Annotated in this window: 12 protein-coding genes and 1 pseudogene; 6 read left to right on the plus strand and 7 right to left on the minus strand. The window is 72.0% G+C overall.

What is annotated here, in order from left to right; all coding sequences use genetic code 11:
- The first annotated feature begins 15 nt into the window (after positions 1 to 15).
- Positions 16 to 894, plus strand: a complete 879-nt coding sequence (locus ACIGHB_RS02100) for a geranyl diphosphate 2-C-methyltransferase (protein ID WP_360310109.1) — start codon at positions 16 to 18, stop codon at positions 892 to 894.
- A gap of 72 nt (positions 895 to 966) precedes the next feature.
- On the opposite strand, the gene ACIGHB_RS02105 is transcribed toward ACIGHB_RS02100, so the two are convergent.
- Positions 967 to 2,496, minus strand: a complete 1,530-nt coding sequence (locus ACIGHB_RS02105; protein ID WP_399908750.1) for a hypothetical protein — start codon at positions 2,494 to 2,496, stop codon at positions 967 to 969.
- A gap of 74 nt (positions 2,497 to 2,570) precedes the next feature.
- Between ACIGHB_RS02105 and ACIGHB_RS02110 the strand changes: the two genes are divergently transcribed.
- From ACIGHB_RS02110 to ACIGHB_RS02125, 4 genes and pseudogenes are all read left to right on the plus strand, one after another.
- Entirely contained in the window at positions 2,571 to 3,785 is a 1,215-nt protein-coding gene (locus ACIGHB_RS02110) for a sensor histidine kinase (RefSeq protein WP_399908752.1), read from the plus strand.
- Positions 3,782 to 4,432: pseudogene (locus ACIGHB_RS02115) on the plus strand (response regulator transcription factor); the annotation flags it as partial. The gene ACIGHB_RS02110 and the pseudogene ACIGHB_RS02115, both read left to right, overlap by 4 nt.
- A gap of 221 nt (positions 4,433 to 4,653) precedes the next feature.
- Complete coding sequence (locus ACIGHB_RS02120) at positions 4,654 to 5,382, plus strand: IclR family transcriptional regulator (protein WP_399908754.1); 729 nt, start codon at positions 4,654 to 4,656, stop codon at positions 5,380 to 5,382.
- A 135-nt stretch (positions 5,383 to 5,517) separates the two neighbouring features.
- Positions 5,518 to 5,988, plus strand: coding sequence for a hypothetical protein (locus tag ACIGHB_RS02125; RefSeq protein ID WP_360310117.1), 471 nt, complete (start codon positions 5,518 to 5,520; stop codon positions 5,986 to 5,988).
- Between the two features lie 65 nt (positions 5,989 to 6,053).
- Here ACIGHB_RS02125 and ACIGHB_RS02130 read toward each other — a convergent pair whose 3' ends face one another.
- The 4 genes from ACIGHB_RS02130 to ACIGHB_RS02145 form a co-directional block, all read right to left on the minus strand.
- On the minus strand, positions 6,054 to 7,496 hold the full coding sequence (locus tag ACIGHB_RS02130; RefSeq protein WP_399908756.1) for a GH1 family beta-glucosidase: 1,443 nt from the start codon (positions 7,494 to 7,496) through the stop codon (positions 6,054 to 6,056).
- A gap of 109 nt (positions 7,497 to 7,605) precedes the next feature.
- The gene (locus ACIGHB_RS02135; protein WP_360310121.1) at positions 7,606 to 8,520 is read right to left on the minus strand and encodes a carbohydrate ABC transporter permease; all 915 of its coding nucleotides are present in this window, start codon (positions 8,518 to 8,520) and stop codon (positions 7,606 to 7,608) included.
- 2 nt (positions 8,521 to 8,522) lie between these two features.
- Positions 8,523 to 9,530: a sugar ABC transporter permease gene (locus tag ACIGHB_RS02140; RefSeq protein ID WP_360310123.1), complete on the minus strand. Its 1,008-nt coding sequence runs from the start codon at positions 9,528 to 9,530 to the stop codon at positions 8,523 to 8,525.
- A 91-nt stretch (positions 9,531 to 9,621) separates the two neighbouring features.
- Positions 9,622 to 10,959 carry an ABC transporter substrate-binding protein gene (locus ACIGHB_RS02145; RefSeq protein WP_388881191.1) on the minus strand — a complete coding sequence of 446 codons (1,338 nt, stop codon included), beginning with the start codon at positions 10,957 to 10,959 and terminating at the stop codon, positions 9,622 to 9,624.
- 382 nt (positions 10,960 to 11,341) lie between these two features.
- Here ACIGHB_RS02145 and ACIGHB_RS02150 point away from each other — a divergent pair, with 382 nt between their 5' ends.
- On the plus strand, positions 11,342 to 12,364 hold the full coding sequence (locus tag ACIGHB_RS02150; protein WP_399908760.1) for a LacI family DNA-binding transcriptional regulator: 1,023 nt from the start codon (positions 11,342 to 11,344) through the stop codon (positions 12,362 to 12,364).
- Between the two features lie 115 nt (positions 12,365 to 12,479).
- Here the strand turns inward: ACIGHB_RS02150 and ACIGHB_RS02155 are convergent, their stop codons facing one another.
- Positions 12,480 to 14,231: a glycoside hydrolase family 6 protein gene (locus ACIGHB_RS02155; RefSeq protein ID WP_399908762.1), complete on the minus strand. Its 1,752-nt coding sequence runs from the start codon at positions 14,229 to 14,231 to the stop codon at positions 12,480 to 12,482.
- A 65-nt stretch (positions 14,232 to 14,296) separates the two neighbouring features.
- On the minus strand, positions 14,297 to 15,883 hold the full coding sequence (locus ACIGHB_RS02160; RefSeq protein WP_399908764.1) for a cellulase family glycosylhydrolase: 1,587 nt from the start codon (positions 15,881 to 15,883) through the stop codon (positions 14,297 to 14,299).
- Positions 15,884 to 16,026: the final 143 nt, after the last annotated feature.

A 16,026-nucleotide genomic window follows, 5' to 3' on the forward strand; every position in this document is an offset into this window, starting at 1 on the left:
GAAATGGATTCCTCTGTGACCACCGAGCTGACCTCCACCGAAGCCACCGCGATCATCCCCGGCCCGGCGACCCCGTACCAGGGCGACATCGCCCGCTACTGGAACGCCGAGGCCCGGCCCGTGAACCTGCGCCTCGGTGACGTGGACGGCCTCTACCACCACCACTACGGCATCGGCGCCGTCGACCACGCCTCCCTCGGCACCCCCGAGGACAGCGAGTACGAGAAGAAGCTCGTCACCGAGCTGCACCGGCTGGAGTCCGCCCAGGCCGAGGTCCTCCTCGACCACCTCGGCACCGTCACCGCCGCCGACACCCTCGTCGACGCCGGCTGCGGCCGCGGCGGCTCCAGCGTCATGGCCCACCAGCGCTTCGGTTGCAAGGTCGAGGGCGTCACCCTCTCCTCCACCCAGGCCGACTTCGGCAACAAGCGCGCCCGCGAGCTGGGCATCGACAGCCACGTCCGCGCCCAGGTCTGCAACATGCTCGACACCCCGTTCGAGAAGGGCTCCATCACCGCCTCCTGGAACAACGAGTCCAGCATGTACGTCGACCTCGACGACCTGATGGCCGAGCACTCCCGCTTCCTCAAGGTCGGCGGGCGCTACGTCACCATCACCGGCTGCTGGAACCCCAGGTACGGCCAGCCCTCCAAGTGGGTCTCCCAGATCAACGCCCACTTCGAGTGCAACATCCACTCGCGCCGCGAGTACCTCAAGGCCATGGCCGACAACCGCCTCGTGCCCCAGGCCGTCATCGACCTGACCCCCGACACCCTCCCCTACTGGGAGCTGCGCGCCACCTCGTCCCTGGTCACCGGCATCGAGGAGGCGTTCATCGAGTCGTACAAGGACGGCTCCTTCCAGTACGTCCTGATCGCCGCCGACCGCGTCTGATCCCGCGCGCGGCCGGTCACCGGGCCGGGCCCGTCCTCCAGGACGGGCCCGGCCCTCGGCATGCCCGAGGCTCTACGCCCGGGACGACGGCCGTGCCCCGTCGCCGCGCGGCAGTCGGCGGAGGGCGAGTCCCAGGAGTGTCGCCGCGTACGCGCACAGCACGGCGAGCCCGGCCCACCAGGGAAGCGGGAAGTATCCGGTGGAGGGGGCGTAGTGGGCCACGACCTGCGCGTACTCGACGAGGGTCTGCCGGGTGGCGAAGCCCGCGGCCGGAGTGACCCGCAGCAGCCACTGGGCCAGAGCGTCCGGCAGCAGCGGGACGGAGGTCACGACGTACGGGACCACGATCAGCAGGACCGCCGCGACGATCGCGAGCCAGGCCCGCCGCAGCAGGGACCCGAGCGCGAGGGCGACCACCGAGGCGAGGGCGAGGGCGACAGCGGTACCGACGACCACCCGTACACCGGTCGCCGCCGACACCTCGACGACGGGGATCCCGTTGTCCTTCAGGATCGCCGCGCCGGCCGGGACCACGACGGCCAGGGCGAGGAGCGCGGTCGTGAAGGTGACGGCCCCGACGACGGCCGCCTTCGCCGCGAGCCGGTCACGGGTGACCGGCCCGCCGCCCGGGGCCCCGGCGGGGGGCCCGGTGGTGGCGAAGCGCACCGCGACCACGAGGATCACGAGCAGGGCCACGGCCAGGCCGCCCAGAGCGCTCTCCACCGGGCGGGCGCCGTCCTCGGCACCCGACGGGCCGATGTCGCCGGCACCGGTGACGGTGATCGTGCCGTTCTTCTCCACGGCGCCGGAGGCGAGGTGGTACTTCTCCCAGTCCGACCGGTTCCGCTCGCCGACACCGGTGTCGGTCCAGCCCCCGGAGGCCGCGCCCCGGAGGGCGACGCTGTCGAAGGTGCCGCCCGCCTGCGTCCATCGAACCTCTTCCTTGGCACCGCCCAGGCCCGTCCGCCGCAGCGTCAGATCCCCGGGGGACGTCGCGAACAGGCCGACCTGCGCCGTCTCGGGAAGCCCCGGAAGCCGCACGGTACCGACCTCCGACCACGTCGTGCCGTCGGCCGACTCGTGACCGCTGACGGTGTCGCCCGACCGGGTCAGCCGCAGCCAGCGCGGCGCCGCGCCGGCGCCCGGTACCCCGTCGCGGCTGCCGGCGATGTCATGGCGGTAGTCGTACTGCATCCGTACGCCGTGGCTGCCGGTGACCATCAGCGCCGCATAGGTGGAACCCGGGCGGACGCCGTCCTTGATGATGATCCCGGCCTTCGCCCACGGCACCAGCCCCGGGACGATCCGGTCGTGATCGGGTGGCGGGTACGTGATCGTGCCCTTCATCGACGTCAGCCGGACCGTGATGCCGCCGTCGGCGCCCAGGTCGCGGTGGAGGAAGGAGAACCGGTCGTCCACGAGGGCGCCGCCCGGCCCGGTCGGCTCGGGCGGGCACGGACCGTCGCAGGAGGTGTGGTCGGCGGACGTGTGGAGCAGGCCGAGGGCGACGACGGCCAGGGCCGCGACCGCCATCGCGATCAGCCTGCCCACGCGCCGGAACCCGGCCCACTCCCGTCGAAGGATTTCGTCGGTCGGAATCATGGTCCTGGTCTACGGGTCCGGCCATGACGTGGTCCGAACGGCCTCTGTCACACCGCTGTTAGGTCCGCCCGGGCATGCTGGTCCCCTCGGACACGGAGAAGGGGTGGACCATGGGCTGGCCAGGGGGCGGGACTGTCCGCCGGCGATTCACGCTCCTGTACGCCGGAGGGTTCCTCGGTTCCGGCGTCCTGCTGCTCGCGTCGGCCTGGATCGCCTCCGGAACCCGCGTGACCAGTCGCGCCCCCGAGAGGACCCCGGAAGGCCCGCAGGGAGGCTCGCCCGACCTCGCCTCCGCCGAACGGCGGATCCGGGAACTGGGCGGGCAGCTCGCGGACATGGAGGCGCAGCAGAACCACAGGCTGCTGGTCGGCTCGCTGATCGCGCTGGCGCTGATGACGGGAGCCTCCCTCCTCCTCGGCCACCTCCTCGCCGGCCACGTCCTGCGCCCGCTGCGGCTGATCACCGCGGCGACGCGGCGGATCTCCGCGGAGAACCTGCACCAGCGGCTCGCCGTCACCGGACCCGCGGACGAGGTCAAGGAGCTCGCCGACACGATCGACGGCCTGCTGGAACGGCTCGAAGCCTCGTTCGCCGCGCAGCGCCGGTTCGTCGGCAACGCCTCGCACGAACTCCGCACCCCGCTGGCGACGATGAGGGCGTCGCTGGACGTGGCCGTGGCCAAACCGGAGCCGTCGGCGCAGACCGTGGCCCTCGCCGAGCGGTTGCGGGCCGAACTCGACCGGGTGGAACACCTCCTGAACGGCTTCCTCGACCTTGCGCGCGCCCAGCACGCCACTCCGGCCGCCTCCGAGGCCGTCGTCCCGCTCGGCGGGCTGGTCCGCGCGGCACTGACCGCGCGGGGCGCCGAGATCACCGCGAGGTCGCTGACGGTCGACGACGAGGTGCGGGCGGGTGTCCGCACACGCGGTGACGAGGCGCTGCTGTCCCGGATGGTGGAGAACCTCCTCGACAACGCGATCGTGCACAACAGGACGGGCGGCTGGATCCGCCTCTCCACCGAACACACCGCCGGGGAGTCGGTCCTGGTGGTCGAGTCCGGCGGGAACGTCCTGGAGCAGGCCCGGGTGGAGCGGCTCACCGAGCCGTTCGAACGGCTCGGCGCCGCCCGCACGGGGCCGGAGGGGAGTTCGGGTCTGGGCCTGTCGATCGTGGCGGCGATCGTCAGCGCGCACGGCGGCCGCCTCGACCTCCTGGCCCGTTCGCAGGGCGGCCTGCGGGTCACCGTGGCGCTGCCGGCGGTGCCCGGCGCGGAAGGGGCGGCACCGTGAGGATCCTGCTCGTGGAGGACGCCCGGTCTCTCGCCGAGGTCGTCGCCGAAGGACTGCGGGACCAGGGGATGGCCGTCGACCTCGCGCACGACGGCCTGGAGGCCGCCGCCAAGCTCGACACGCACGCGTACGACGTGGTGCTCCTCGACCGCGATCTGCCCGGCATCCACGGCGACGCGCTCTGCCAGATGATCACGGAGCGGGACGACCGCCCGATGGTGCTGATGCTGACGGCGGCCGGGGAGCCCGGTGACCGGGTCAGCGGGCTCACCCTCGGTGCCGACGACTACCTCGCCAAGCCCTTCCATTTCCCCGAACTGATTCTGCGCGTCCGCTCCTTGGCCCGCCGCAGGCCCACCGCCGGGGCCCGCACGCTGCGCGTCGCCGGCATCGAGCTCGACCCGGTCCGTCGGACCGTCCTGCGCGGCGGGCGGACACTCGACCTGTCCGTCAGGGAACTGGCCGTCCTGGAGGCGTTGTTGCGCGCCAGTCCGGGCTTTCTGAGTGCCGAGGACCTCCTGGAACAGGTGTGGGACGAGAACGCCGACCCGTTCACCAACACGGTGACCGTCACCATCGGCCGACTGCGCCGCAAACTCGGCGACCCGTCCGTCATCACGACGACGCCCCGGGTCGGCTACCGCATCACCGACACCCCTCCGGCCGTAGGGACGGAGCGCCCCGACACCGCCGCCTCCGGGGCTGCCCTCCCCCCGCCCGCGCTCACCGCCCACCGCGCCCCCGGCCGCGACGCACCGGCGCCGAACCCCTAGGTGATTCGTCCGGGTCTGCGGCATCGTGGGGAGGCGCCCGCGGCCGTGCCACAGGGGGACGACGGCCGGGCGGAGAGACAGGGGGAACACGACCCATGGACCACGGGACACGTCCGAGACCCGGCGACCCGGAGCGGACGGAGGCGCAGGACCGGCCCGGACGCGGACGGGGCGTCCTCGAAGGGGCCTTCGCCCTCCTCGACGCGCTGCGCCGGTGCGGCGACGAGGCCGGCGTCACCGAACTCGCCCTCGCCTGCGGGGTGCCCAAGGGCAGCGCCCACCGGCTGCTCGACCAGCTCGTCACCGTCGGCGCGGTGGAACGCCGAGGCTCCCGCTACCGCGTCGGACCGGAGCTCTACCGGCTCGGCCAGGCGTGGGAACCCCACCCGGGCCTCCGGCTCGCCGCCCGGCTGCCGGTACAGCGGCTGCGCGGCACCACCGGCGCCAGCGTCGTCCTCGCCGTGCTCCGCGAGGACCAGGCCATCGTCGTCGCCTCCGCCCCGGGCGAACTGGAGCCGCTGCTGCCCGTGCGGAACGGCACCGCCTTCCGGCTCGACACCGCCGCGGGCGCTGCCCTCCGCGGCCCCCTGCGCGGCGGTCCCGTCCTCGACCGCGAGGACGTCATGGACGGCGTGTGCTGCGCCGCCTTCCCCGTACGGGGCCGCGACGGGCGGACCGTCGCCGCGCTCGCCGCGATGGTGCCGGCCGGACGGCGGCTCGACGCCCTCGCCGCGTCCGTCGCCGACGCCGGGGCCGCGCTCGGCCGCGCCCTCGCCCGGGGCGTACCGCACCGCGTCATCCCGCCCGTCGCCCTCGCGCCCTGAACTCCCTTCCCAGGACGTTCCATTCAGCGGAACGCGCGTAGAGCGGAGCGGGGGAGGGGCGGCACAGTGAGGGACGTGCCGGGGGAACGGCACACAGGAAACGAGCGAACGAACACCTTCGGGGGAGACAAGACCATGCGCAAGAACCGCGTCGCACGCATCGCCGCCACCGCCCTCCTCGGGCTCGGCAGCATCGCCGCCTTCGCCGGCACCGCCCACGCCGAGCCGATCGACTACGTCCGGATCGAACTCGTCGAGCTGCACTGCCAGAAGAACAGCGAGGGCGACCACGACGAGGCGTACCTCAAGATCACCGACGCCAACGGCAACGCCGTCAAGGTCTGGCCGGGCAACGGCATCGGCTACCAGACCATGGGCACCGGCTACGTCCGCTCCATGGCCGACGGCAACGGCAACGCCGCCCTCATCCTCGGCAAGCAGCAGGCCCGCACCCTGACCCTCTGGGACAAGGACACCTTCGGCGGCGACGACAAGCTCGGCGCCACCCTCGTCACCGGCACCGAGGCCGGCGCCGAGACCCAGTGGCGCAGCGTCGAGGGCTCCGGCGGCGTCTACGTCATCGGCTACCGCGTGATCGACATCTGAGCCGACGTCAGAACACCCTGAGGGCCGTGCCGGTGACCCGGCACGGCCCTCGGTCGCGTCCGGACTCAGACCGCGTCCGGCGCGAGCAGCTCGCCCGAGCGCGCCACCCGCGCGTACCAGCGGGCACTGGTCTTCGGGGTGCGCACCAAGGTGTCGTAGTCGACGTGGACCATGCCGAACCGCTTCGCGTAGCCGTACGCCCACTCGAAGTTGTCGAGGAGCGACCAGAGGAAGTAGCCGCGCACGTCGACGCCGTCCGCCATCGCCCGATGCACCGCCTCCAGGTGCGCGTGCACGTAGGCGGTGCGCTCGGGGTCGTGGACCCCGCCGTCCTCGCCCACCACGTCCTCGTACGCGGCGCCGTTCTCGCTGATCACCAGCGGCAGGTCCGGGTACGCCTCGGAGGTGCGGCGCAGCAGGTCGTACATGCCGCTCGGGTCGACCGGCCAGCCCATCGCCGTCCGCTCGCCCGGCGCCCGGTGGAAGGCGACCCGGTCGGCGCCCGGCCAGGGCGAGTGGGCGCTGTCGCCGTGCCCGTCGTCCTGGGGCTTCTCCTCCCCGTCGGCGACGTGCGCCACGAGGGTGGGCGCGTAGTAGTTGATGGCGAGGAAGTCGAGCGGCTGGTGCGCCGCCGCCGTGTCGCCGTCCCGGACGAAGGACCAGTCGGTCAGGTGCCGGGTGTCGGCGAGCAGGTCCTCGGGGTAGGCGCCCTCCAGCATCGGTCCCAGCCACACCCGGTTGCCCACGGCGTCGATCCGCCGGGCCGCCTCCAGGTCCTCGGCCGAGCCGCCGCGCGGACGCACCTCGTGCAGGTTGAGCGAGACCGCGATCTGACGGTCCGCCGGCAGGGCGGCGCGCAGCGCCTGGACGGCGAGACCGTGCCCGAGGTTGAGGTGGTGGGCCGCGCGCAGCGAGGCGACCGGGTCGGTGCGCCCGGGGGCGTGCACCCCGGAGCCGTACCCGAGGAAGGCGCTGCACCAGGGCTCGTTGAGCGTCGTCCACCGCTTGACGCGGTCGCCGACCGCGTCGGCCACGATCCCCGCGTACTCGGCGAACCGCTCGGCCGTGGCGCGCTCCGGCCAGCCGCCCGCGTCCTCCAGCTCCTGGGGCAGGTCCCAGTGGTAGAGGGTGAGCGCGGGCTCGATGCCGGCCGCGAGCAGCTCGTCCACCAGCGACCGGTAGAAGTCCAGGCCCTTCTGCACGGCCGGGCCCCGGCCGGTGGGCTGGACCCGGGACCAGGAGACGGAGAACCGGTAGGCGTTCAGGCCGAGTTCGGCCATGAGGGCGACGTCCTCGCGGAACCGGTGGTAGTGGTCGACGGCCACGTCACCGGTGTGGCCCTCGAAGACCTTGCCGGGGGTGTGCGAGAAGGTGTCCCAGATGGACGGGGTACGGCCGTCCTCGCGGGCCGCCCCCTCGATCTGGTAGGCGGCGGTGGCCGCGCCCCAGAGGAAGTCGGAGGGGAACGGGCGGACGGCGGTGAGCGGCCGGGTTTCGGACGCGGTCATAGGAGGGGGCTCCCAACACGGGGTACGGGGCGGCCCGTCCGGGTCCGGCGACGGCGACGGAACCCGGACGGAGCCGAGCGGAAGGCGGTACGGGAGTGGGGCGGGCCGGTCAGCTCTTGACGGCGCCGGCGGTGATGCCGCCCACGATGTGCTTGCCCAGGAAGGCGAAGACCAGCAGCAGCGGCACGGTCGATATCAGCGCGCCGGTCAGCACGATCGCGTGGTCGACGGTGTGGTTGCCCGCGCCCAGGCCGGCGAGCGCCACCTGGAGGGTCGGGTTGCCGTCCGGGGTGAGCGCGATGAAGGGCCAGAAGAAGTCGTTCCACGCCTGGACGAAGACGAGCATGCCGAGCACGGCCATCGCCGGGCGGGCCACGGGGAAGACCACGTGCCAGATGATCCGCAGGCTGTGCGCCCCGTCCATGCGGGCGGCCTCGACCAGCTCCACCGGCAGCGCCTCGACGAGGAACTGGCGCATGAAGAAGACGCCGAACGCCGCGACGAGCGAGGGCAGGACCACGGACTGGAGCTGGTCGAACCAGTCGAGGTCGGTGATGATCCGGTACAGCGGGATGACGCTGAGCTGCGGCGGGATCGTCATCGTGGCGACCACCAGGGACAGCAGCATGCCGCGCCCCTTGAAGGGCAGCTTGGCGAAGGCGAAGCCGGCGAGGGTGGAGAAGAGGACGGTGGAGGCGGCCACCAGGCTCGCCACGACCGTGGTGTTGATGAGTGCCTCGCCCATGTCGACCTGGTCCCAGGCGAAGCTGAGGTTGTCGAGCAGGCGGGAGCCGGGCAGCAGCGGGGCCGGTGCCTGCACCACGCGATCGCCGGTGTGCGAGGCGGCGACCACGTTCCAGTACAACGGGAAGAGCGAGACCACCGTGGCGATGACGAGCAGGACGTAGGTGAGCGGTCCCGCGTGGTGCTGCCGACCCGCCGTCTGGCGGAAGCGGCGGCGCCCCGGGCGCTCCCCGGGCGTCTTCGGTTCGACGGTCGCGGTGGTGTCGAGGGTGCGGGCCATGGTCAGTCCCCCAGCTTCTTGCGGTTGCGGCGGGAGACGAGCGCCTGGATGCCGCCGAGGAGCAGCAGGAGCGCCAGCATGACCCAGGCGATCGCCGAGGCGGAGCCCAGCGCGCCGGTGATCCAGCCCTTCTCGTACATCAGGAGGCTCAGCGTCTGGAACTGGTGGCCGCTGCCGCCGCTGATGCCGACGCTGCCGCCGAAGAGCATCGGCTCGCCGAAGAGCTGGGTGGCGCCGATGGTGGAGACGATGATGGTGAAGAAGATCGTCGGCCGGATGGAGGGGATGGTGACGCTGATGAACTGGCGCCAGCGGGAGGCGCCGTCCAGGGAGGCGGCCTCGTAGAGGTCCTGCGGGACGGCCTGCATGGCGGCGAGGTAGATCAGCGCGTTGTAGCCGGTCCAGCGCCAGGTGACGATGACGGAGATCGCGATCTGCGCCGGCCACTTGGCGTTCTTCCAGTCGACCGGCCCGATGCCGACCCAGTCCAGGACGCTGTTGATCATCCCGTAGTCGGCGTTGAACAGCTGGGCGAAGACCAGGGTCGCCGCCGCGATCGAGGTGGCGTACGGGGCGAGGATCGCGACCCGGAAGAAGCCGCGGCCGCGGAGCTTGTAGTTCAGCAGGTGGGCGAGGCCGAGGGCCATCAGGAGCTGCGGGACGGTGGAGATGACGCCGATCGTGAAGGTGTTGAGGAGCGCGTTCCAGAAGAACTCGCTGGTGGCGAGGTCGGTGTAGTTCTCCAGGCCCTTCCACTCGGGGGTGCCGCCGAGCTCGACCCGGTTGAGGGACAGATAGCCGGTGTAGATCAGCGGGAAGAGGCCGAAGGCGGCGAAGGTGAGGAAGAAGGGGGCGATGAAGACGTACGGGATCGCCTTGACGTCCCAGCGGTAGAGGGTGCTGCGCCAGGTGCCCGGGCCGGAGCGGCGGCGGCCGCGGGGGCCGGGCGGGGAGGGCGGTGCGGCGGGCGGCGGGGTGCCGCCCCGCTCCGCCCGTACGGAGGTGGCCACGGATGGCGTCCTTCCAGGTCGATGCGTGCGGTGGTGCGGACGGTGCCGGCCCGCCGCCCGTCGGTGGCGGCGGGCCGGTACGCGGTCCCCGCTACTGGGCGATCTTGTCGTCGACCAGCTTCTTGACGTTCTCCCACGCCTTGGCCGGGTCGGTGCCCCGCTGCTCGATGTCGAGGATGCCGTTGTCGGTGAGGAAGGTCTTCACCTGGCCGTCGTAGCGGCTGATGACGGCGGGGGTGATGCGGCCCGCGGCCGAGGAGAAGATCTTGCCGACCGGGGTGTCCCCGAAGTACGGCAGCTTGGCGTTCTGCACCGTGGGGGAGAGGAGGGTGTCCTTCGACGAGGGGATGTTGCCGTTCACCGCGAAGACCTTGGCGTGCTGCTCGGGGGCGGTCAGCCAGGCGGCCAGCTCGGCGGCTTCCTTGGTGTGCTTGCCCGCCTTGGGCACGGCGAGGAAGGCTCCTCCCCAGTTGCCGGCGACCGGCGGCGCGGCGATGTCCCACTTGCCCTGGTTGGCGGGACCGGCCTGGTCCTTGATGATGCCGGTCATCCAGCTGGGGCAGGCGACGGTGGCGAACTTGGAGTTCTTGAAGGCGGCGTTCCAGGTGCCGGCCTCGTCGAACTGGCGCAGCTTGGCGGTGAGTCCGCTCTCGGCGGCCTTGACGCCGAGCTCCCATGCCTTCTTCACACCGGGGCTGTTCTCCCAGTCGAGCTTGCCACTGGAGTCGGCGTACTGGACGGGGTCGCTGGAGAGCACCGCGTTGAAGAGACCGCTGGCGGAGTCGTGGAAGGCGGTGCCGGCGGGGGCGCTCTTCTTGTACGTCTCGCCGACGGTGAGGAACTTGGCCCAGTCGCCGGCCCACAGCTTCGCGACCTCCTCGCGGTCGGTGGGCAGCTTGGCCTTGGCGAAGAGGTCCTTGTTGTAGCAGACCGCCATGGGGCCGATGTCGGTGCCGAGGCCGATGACCTTGCCGTCGGCGGTGGTGGCCTGCTTGACCTTCCAGTCGAGGAACTTGGAGGTGTCGGCGCCACCGTCCTTGACGACGTCCAGCCACTTGTCGGCCATGGTCGGGCCGGTGGCCTCGGCGATGTAGCCGACCTCGATCGCCTGGATGTCGGCGACGCCGCTGTTCCGGGAGAGGCGCAGCTTCAGGGTGTCCCAGTACTTCTGGCCGTCGGCGACGTTCGACTCCTCGATCTTGATGTTCGGGTGGAGCCGCTCGTACTCGGCGTACAGCTTCGCGCCGGTCTTGTTGTCGTAGCCGAACGAGCCGAAGGTGCCGACGCGCAGGGTGATCGTGCCGCCGTCCTTCCCGGCCTCGTCGTCCTTGTCGCTTCCGCAACCGGTGAGCAGGACCGTGCCGGTGACCACTGCGGCGACCGCCGCGGCGGCCGTGCGGCGTCCGCGTCTGCTGCTGGAAGTGCGCATTCCACTCTCCTCGTCCAAGGTGGTGCTCGTTGTGCGCCAAGAGGTCCGGCCGGCTGCTCGCGGCTCGGCGGGCCCTGCCGGGACCTGATGCAGGCTGTTCCGCCCCCGGATGGGAGCGCTCCCACGTCGTTGCCGGAAGGTTGCCGCCGGGGGGTGGGGGGTGTCAAGACATGAACGCGGATTCGTTACCGGAAGGTGCGGGACGGGCCTCCGGGCGCCCGGGGCCGGGTCTTCACGTCATCTCCTGAACACACGCGTGGCGCCGGGGGAGTGCGGTGCTCTAGGGTGGGAGCGCTCCCATTGATACGGCCGCGGGTCGGAGGGCCCGCCCACCGCGGCCCTGGTGAGCGGCACGAGGTCCGACGAGGGGAGTACGGCGACGGTGAACGGACGGCAGAACAGCAGACCCACCCTGGAGCAGGTCGCGGCCCGCGCCGGGGTCGGCCGGGGCACCGTCTCCCGGGTCATCAACGGCTCCCCGCGCGTGAGCGAACAGACCCGCGCCGCCGTGGCGCGGGCCGTCGCCGAGCTCGGCTACGTACCGAACCAGGCCGCCCGCGCGCTCGCCGGCAGCCGCACGGACGCGGTTGCCCTCGTCATCCCCGAGGCCGAGGCCAGGCTCTTCGCCGAGCCCTACTTCCTGGACCTGATCCGCGGGGTCGGCGCCGGACTGGCCGAGGCGGACAAGCAGCTGCTGCTGACCCTGGTGCGGAGCGAGCAGGAGCGCCAGCGCTTCGAGCAGTACCTCGCCGCCCAGCGCGTCGACGGCGTCCTCCTCGCCTCCGTGCACGGCGACGACCCGCTCCCCGACCGCGTCCGCGAGCTCGGCATCCCGGTCGTCATGAACGGCCGCCGCTCCGAGGCCGAACCCGTCCCGTACGTCGACTCCGACAACATCGGGGCGGGCCGCGCCGCCGTCGCCCACCTCGTCGGCCGCGGCCGGCGGAGCATCGCCACCGTCACCGGCCCCCTGGACATGTACGTGGCCAGGGCCCGCCTCGGCGGCTACCGCGCGGGCCTGGCCGAGGCGGGCCACGCCCCCGACGAGGGGCTGGTCGCCGCGGGGGACTTCACCGAGGAGGGCGGCCGGCGCGCCATGCGGGGCCTCCTCGCCCGCCGCCCCGGTCTTGACGCCGTCTTCGCCGCCTCCGACGTGATGGCGGCCGGCGCCCGCGCGGCGCTGCGCGAGGCGGGTCGCCGGGTCCCCGAGGACGTCGCCCTGGTCGGCGTCGACGACTCCCCGGTGGCCCGGCTCATGGACCCGCCGCTCACCAGCGTCCGCCAGCCCATCGAGGAGATGGGCCGCACCATGGCCCGCATGCTCCTCGACGACGTGGCGGGCACCCTGGAGGACGCCCCCCGGCGCGTCCTGCCGACGGAGCTGGTGGTGCGGGGGTCCTGCTGACGGGGCCGGGGACAGCCGGAAGGCCGGACGGGGCCCGTGGGGTCCCGTCCGGCCGTTTCCGGGTGGTCCTCTCCGTGACCCGCTACCGCCGGGTCGGGTCACGGAGAGGCGTCGACTACAGCGCCGGGTGGGCGTTCTTCAGGAGCTCCTGGAACTGGGCGGAGAACCAGTGGCCCGAGATGGGGGCGTCGGGGAGCGCGCCGGACATGCTGTTGCCGTTACGGGCGTTGCCCGTGTATGTCGGGTCGCACATGCGGTCGAAGCCCTTGCCCTCGGTGTTCGGGATCTCCTTCGAGGCGCCGTCGGACTCGCCCGGGGGCTTCATCCAGACGTACGCGTCGATGCCGGCGGCCGGGGCCGCCTGGGGACGCTCGCCGAGCCCCGCTCCGGACTGGTTGCACCAGTTGCCGAGGTGGATGCGCCGGTCGTAACGGCCGCCGTTGACGTAGGTGTTCACGTCCGTGAGCGCGCCGGGGCCGGTGGGCCGCTGGGTGCCGCCCCAGCCGTTGCGGGAGGTGTCGATCAGCATGCCGAGCTTGCTGTCGAAGCCGAGCGAGACCAGCTTGTCGCGCATGGCCTGGGCGTAGGACAGCTCGTCGGCGTACTGGTTCCAGTCGACCCACTTCGAGGTGCGGACCGAGGCGCCGTTGACGCTGTCGCCGATCTTGAAGTGGTCCTCCTTCAGGGCGCTGTAGTTGGCCGTGTTCACGATGAAGCCGTGGACGTTGGCGACGGTCGAGCCCTCGGCGGTCGCGGCCTGCTTGAACAGCTCGGCGGACGGGCCGAAGTTGGAGTCCCAGCCCAGCCAGCCGTGGTGGCCCGCGTCGACGTAGTTGTAGACGTTGGCGACGGCGCCGAGCTTGTTGAGCGCGTAGCCGACGCCCTTGATGTAGTTGCCGTTCTCCTTCATCACGTTGCAGTTGGCGGTCTCGGTCGGCCGCCCGGCCACGTTGGTGACGAGGTTCGGCAGGGAGTCGATCTCCACCGTCGTGACGATCCGCAGGCCCGCGTACTTGGGGTCGGCCAGGATCGCCGCGATCGGGTCGATGTACTGGGACTTGTACTTCTCGATCTCCGTCGGGCCGAGCTCGCCGTTGGAGGCGAGGGCGGCGCAGTCGCGGCCGGGCAGGTTGTAGATGACCAGCTGGACGACGAGCTCGCCGGAGCCCTTCTGGACCAGGGCCTCGTCGAGGTGGTCGCGCAGGCCCATGCCGCCGTTCACGCCGGCGATGGCCGCGGTGCGGTCCAGCCAGACGCCCGTGGGCTGCTGGGAGATCTTGGTGCCGCCCGGCTCGGCCGCCGCCTTGGCGGACCACTCGGGGTTCACGTACACCTTGGCGCCGGCGTAGGGGTTGTCGGCCTTCTGGCCCGGCGGGGTGGTCGGCGGCGTCGTGGGCGGGGTGGTGGGCGGCGTGGTCGGGGGCGTGGTCGGCGGGTCCGTGGGCTGCGTGGCGGTGTTGCAGGTCACGCCGTTGAGCTTGAAGGTCGCCGGGACCGCGTTCGTGCCGCTGTAGGAGCCGTTGAAGCCGAAGGAGGTCGAACCGCCGGTGGCGAGCGTGCCGTTGTAGGACAGGCTCTTGGCGGTGACGGCGGCGCCGGACTGGGTGAGGGCGGCGTTCCAGCCCTGGGTGACCTGCTGGTTGCCCCCGTAGCTCCACTCCAGCGTCCACGAGGTCACCGGGTCGCCGGTGTTGGTGACGACGACGTTGGCGCCGAAGCCGGTGTTCCACTGGTTGGTGATGCTGTAGTCGACCTTGCAGCCGGGGGTGGCTGCGCCGGCGGTGGCGCCGAAGACCGTGGCGGTGGCTCCGGTCGCGGTGACGAGGCCGAGGGCCGCCAGGAGGGCGGTACGGCTGGTGCGGCTCATGGGGGTGGGGATTCCTTTCGGGGAGGTCGCCCGGCGAGGGGTTCGCCGGGCCGGACGGGCGGACGTCACGGCTTGACCGCGCGCAGGTGGTCGCGCAGTCCGACGCCGAACGCGGTGGGTGTGCCGTCGTACGAACTGATCAGCGCGGGACCGGAGTTGCAGTTCCAGGTGTTCCAGGTCCAGCCCAGGTACGAGAGCCCGCGGTCGTCGAACCACTTCATGACGCGGTCGATGAACGCGTGTCCGCAGGTGTTCTCGCCGATCTCGCCGGCCAGCAGGGGGACCTGCGCGGCGACGGGGGCGAGGGTGTCGTTCCAGCACGTCTCGTTGGAGCAGGTGTTGAAGTTGTAGACGTGCCAGGCGGCGCCGAGATTCTGCGCCGGGTCGGTGGGGCGGTACGTCAGCCACTGGCTGAGGTCGTTGGAGTACGCGATGCCGGGCACGAGGACGAGGTTCTTCGCCCCCGTGGCGCGGACCGCGTCCACCAGGTCCTGCATGCCGGCGACCTCGTACCCGATGCCGGGACAGGTGCCGCCGTCGCGCCAGCAGGTCCATGCCTGGGTCGCGGTGGAGGTCGCCCGGTCCGGATAGGGCTCGTTGAAGAGGTCGAAGACGACGCGCTTGTCGTTCTTGAACGTGTTCGCCACCGAGGTCCAGAACGCCGGCGTGTACTGGGCGTTGGGCATCGGCTTCTGGCAGGAGGCGTGCACGTCGCCGCAGCCCGAGGAGTTGCCGGTGTACTGGCCGTGCGTCCAGTGCAGTTCGAGCACCGGTGTCATGCCGTGGGCGAGGACCTTGGTCACGAGGTCCTTGACGGCGTCGACGTAGTTGCCGCCCCGGTACTCGGGCTTGATGTTGTCCAGGCCGAGCCAGCACTCCTCGTTGAGGGGGATGCGGACCGTGTCGGCCTTCCAGTCGGCGATCGCCTTCACGGAGGCGTCGTCGGCGGGACCGTCCCAGATGCCGTGGCCCTGGACGCACATGAACTCGCCGCCGGAGCGGTTGACGCCGAGGAGGCGCCGGACCGCGCCGTTCTGGTCGGTGAACTTGTTTCCGGTGACGGTGAGTTCGGGCGCGCCGGTGACCGGGGTCGGCGGCGGCGAGGTGGGCGGGGTGGTGGGCGGTGTGGTCGGAGGGGTGGTCGGGGGAGTGGTGGGCGGCGTCGTCGGGGGAGTGGTGGGCGGGGTGGTCGGAGGGGTCGTGGGCGGTGTGGTCGGAGGGGTGGTCGGCCCGTCCGTGACGCAGGGCGCACCGCCGAGCGTGAACGCGGTCGGGGCCGTGTTGGCCCCCGTCCACGAGGCGGTGAAGCCCGTCGTCAGCTTCGCGCCGGCGCCGAGCTGGGCGTTCCAGCTCTCGTTGGTGACGGTCACGGCGGCGCCGGACTGGGTCCACTTGCCGCCCCAGCCCTGGCTGACCCGCTGGCCGGCGGGGAAGGAGAAGCCGAGGCTCCAGCCGTTCAGCGCGGTGCTGTTGTTGGTGACGGTGACAGCACCCTGGAATCCTCCGGTCCACTGGTTGGTGACCGAGTACTCCACGGTGCAGACGGGTGCGGCCGCGGCTCCTGAGGCCGTACCCACGACGGCGAGCGCGGTGCTCGCCGCCGTGACCGCTGCTCCCGCGAGCAGCGCGGTGAGACGTGGGGGATGTCGCATGAGCGAGTCCTCACAGCGAGGGCACGCCCCTTACGGCGTGCCGCCTGGATGGAATCGCTCCCACTGGTCGGGGCAGACCGTAGCCGCAACCGACGCCAAGCAAAAGAGGAGTTGAGGAAATTCCTCGTCGCATGTCTTCGACT

Origin of the sequence: Streptomyces sp. NPDC085460 (assembly GCF_044541975.1) — a bacterium.
Taxonomy (GTDB): Bacteria; Actinomycetota; Actinomycetes; order Streptomycetales; family Streptomycetaceae; genus Streptomyces.

Excerpts from the sequence above, each read along its gene's own strand:
- ACIGHB_RS02105 (WP_399908750.1), bottom strand. The coding sequence starts at position 2,496 with ATGATTCCGACCGACGAAATCCTTCGACGGGAGTGGGCCGGGTTCCGG.
- ACIGHB_RS02110 (WP_399908752.1), top strand. The coding sequence starts at position 2,571 with ATGCTGGTCCCCTCGGACACGGAGAAGGGGTGGACCATGGGCTGGCCA.
- ACIGHB_RS02120 (WP_399908754.1), top strand. The coding sequence starts at position 4,654 with ATGGACCACGGGACACGTCCGAGACCCGGCGACCCGGAGCGGACGGAG.
- ACIGHB_RS02125 (WP_360310117.1), top strand. The coding sequence starts at position 5,518 with ATGCGCAAGAACCGCGTCGCACGCATCGCCGCCACCGCCCTCCTCGGG.
- ACIGHB_RS02130 (WP_399908756.1), bottom strand. The coding sequence starts at position 7,496 with ATGACCGCGTCCGAAACCCGGCCGCTCACCGCCGTCCGCCCGTTCCCC.
- ACIGHB_RS02135 (WP_360310121.1), bottom strand. The coding sequence starts at position 8,520 with ATGGCCCGCACCCTCGACACCACCGCGACCGTCGAACCGAAGACGCCC.
- ACIGHB_RS02145 (WP_388881191.1), bottom strand. The coding sequence starts at position 10,959 with ATGCGCACTTCCAGCAGCAGACGCGGACGCCGCACGGCCGCCGCGGCG.
- ACIGHB_RS02155 (WP_399908762.1), bottom strand. The coding sequence starts at position 14,231 with ATGAGCCGCACCAGCCGTACCGCCCTCCTGGCGGCCCTCGGCCTCGTC.
- ACIGHB_RS02160 (WP_399908764.1), bottom strand. The coding sequence starts at position 15,883 with ATGCGACATCCCCCACGTCTCACCGCGCTGCTCGCGGGAGCAGCGGTC.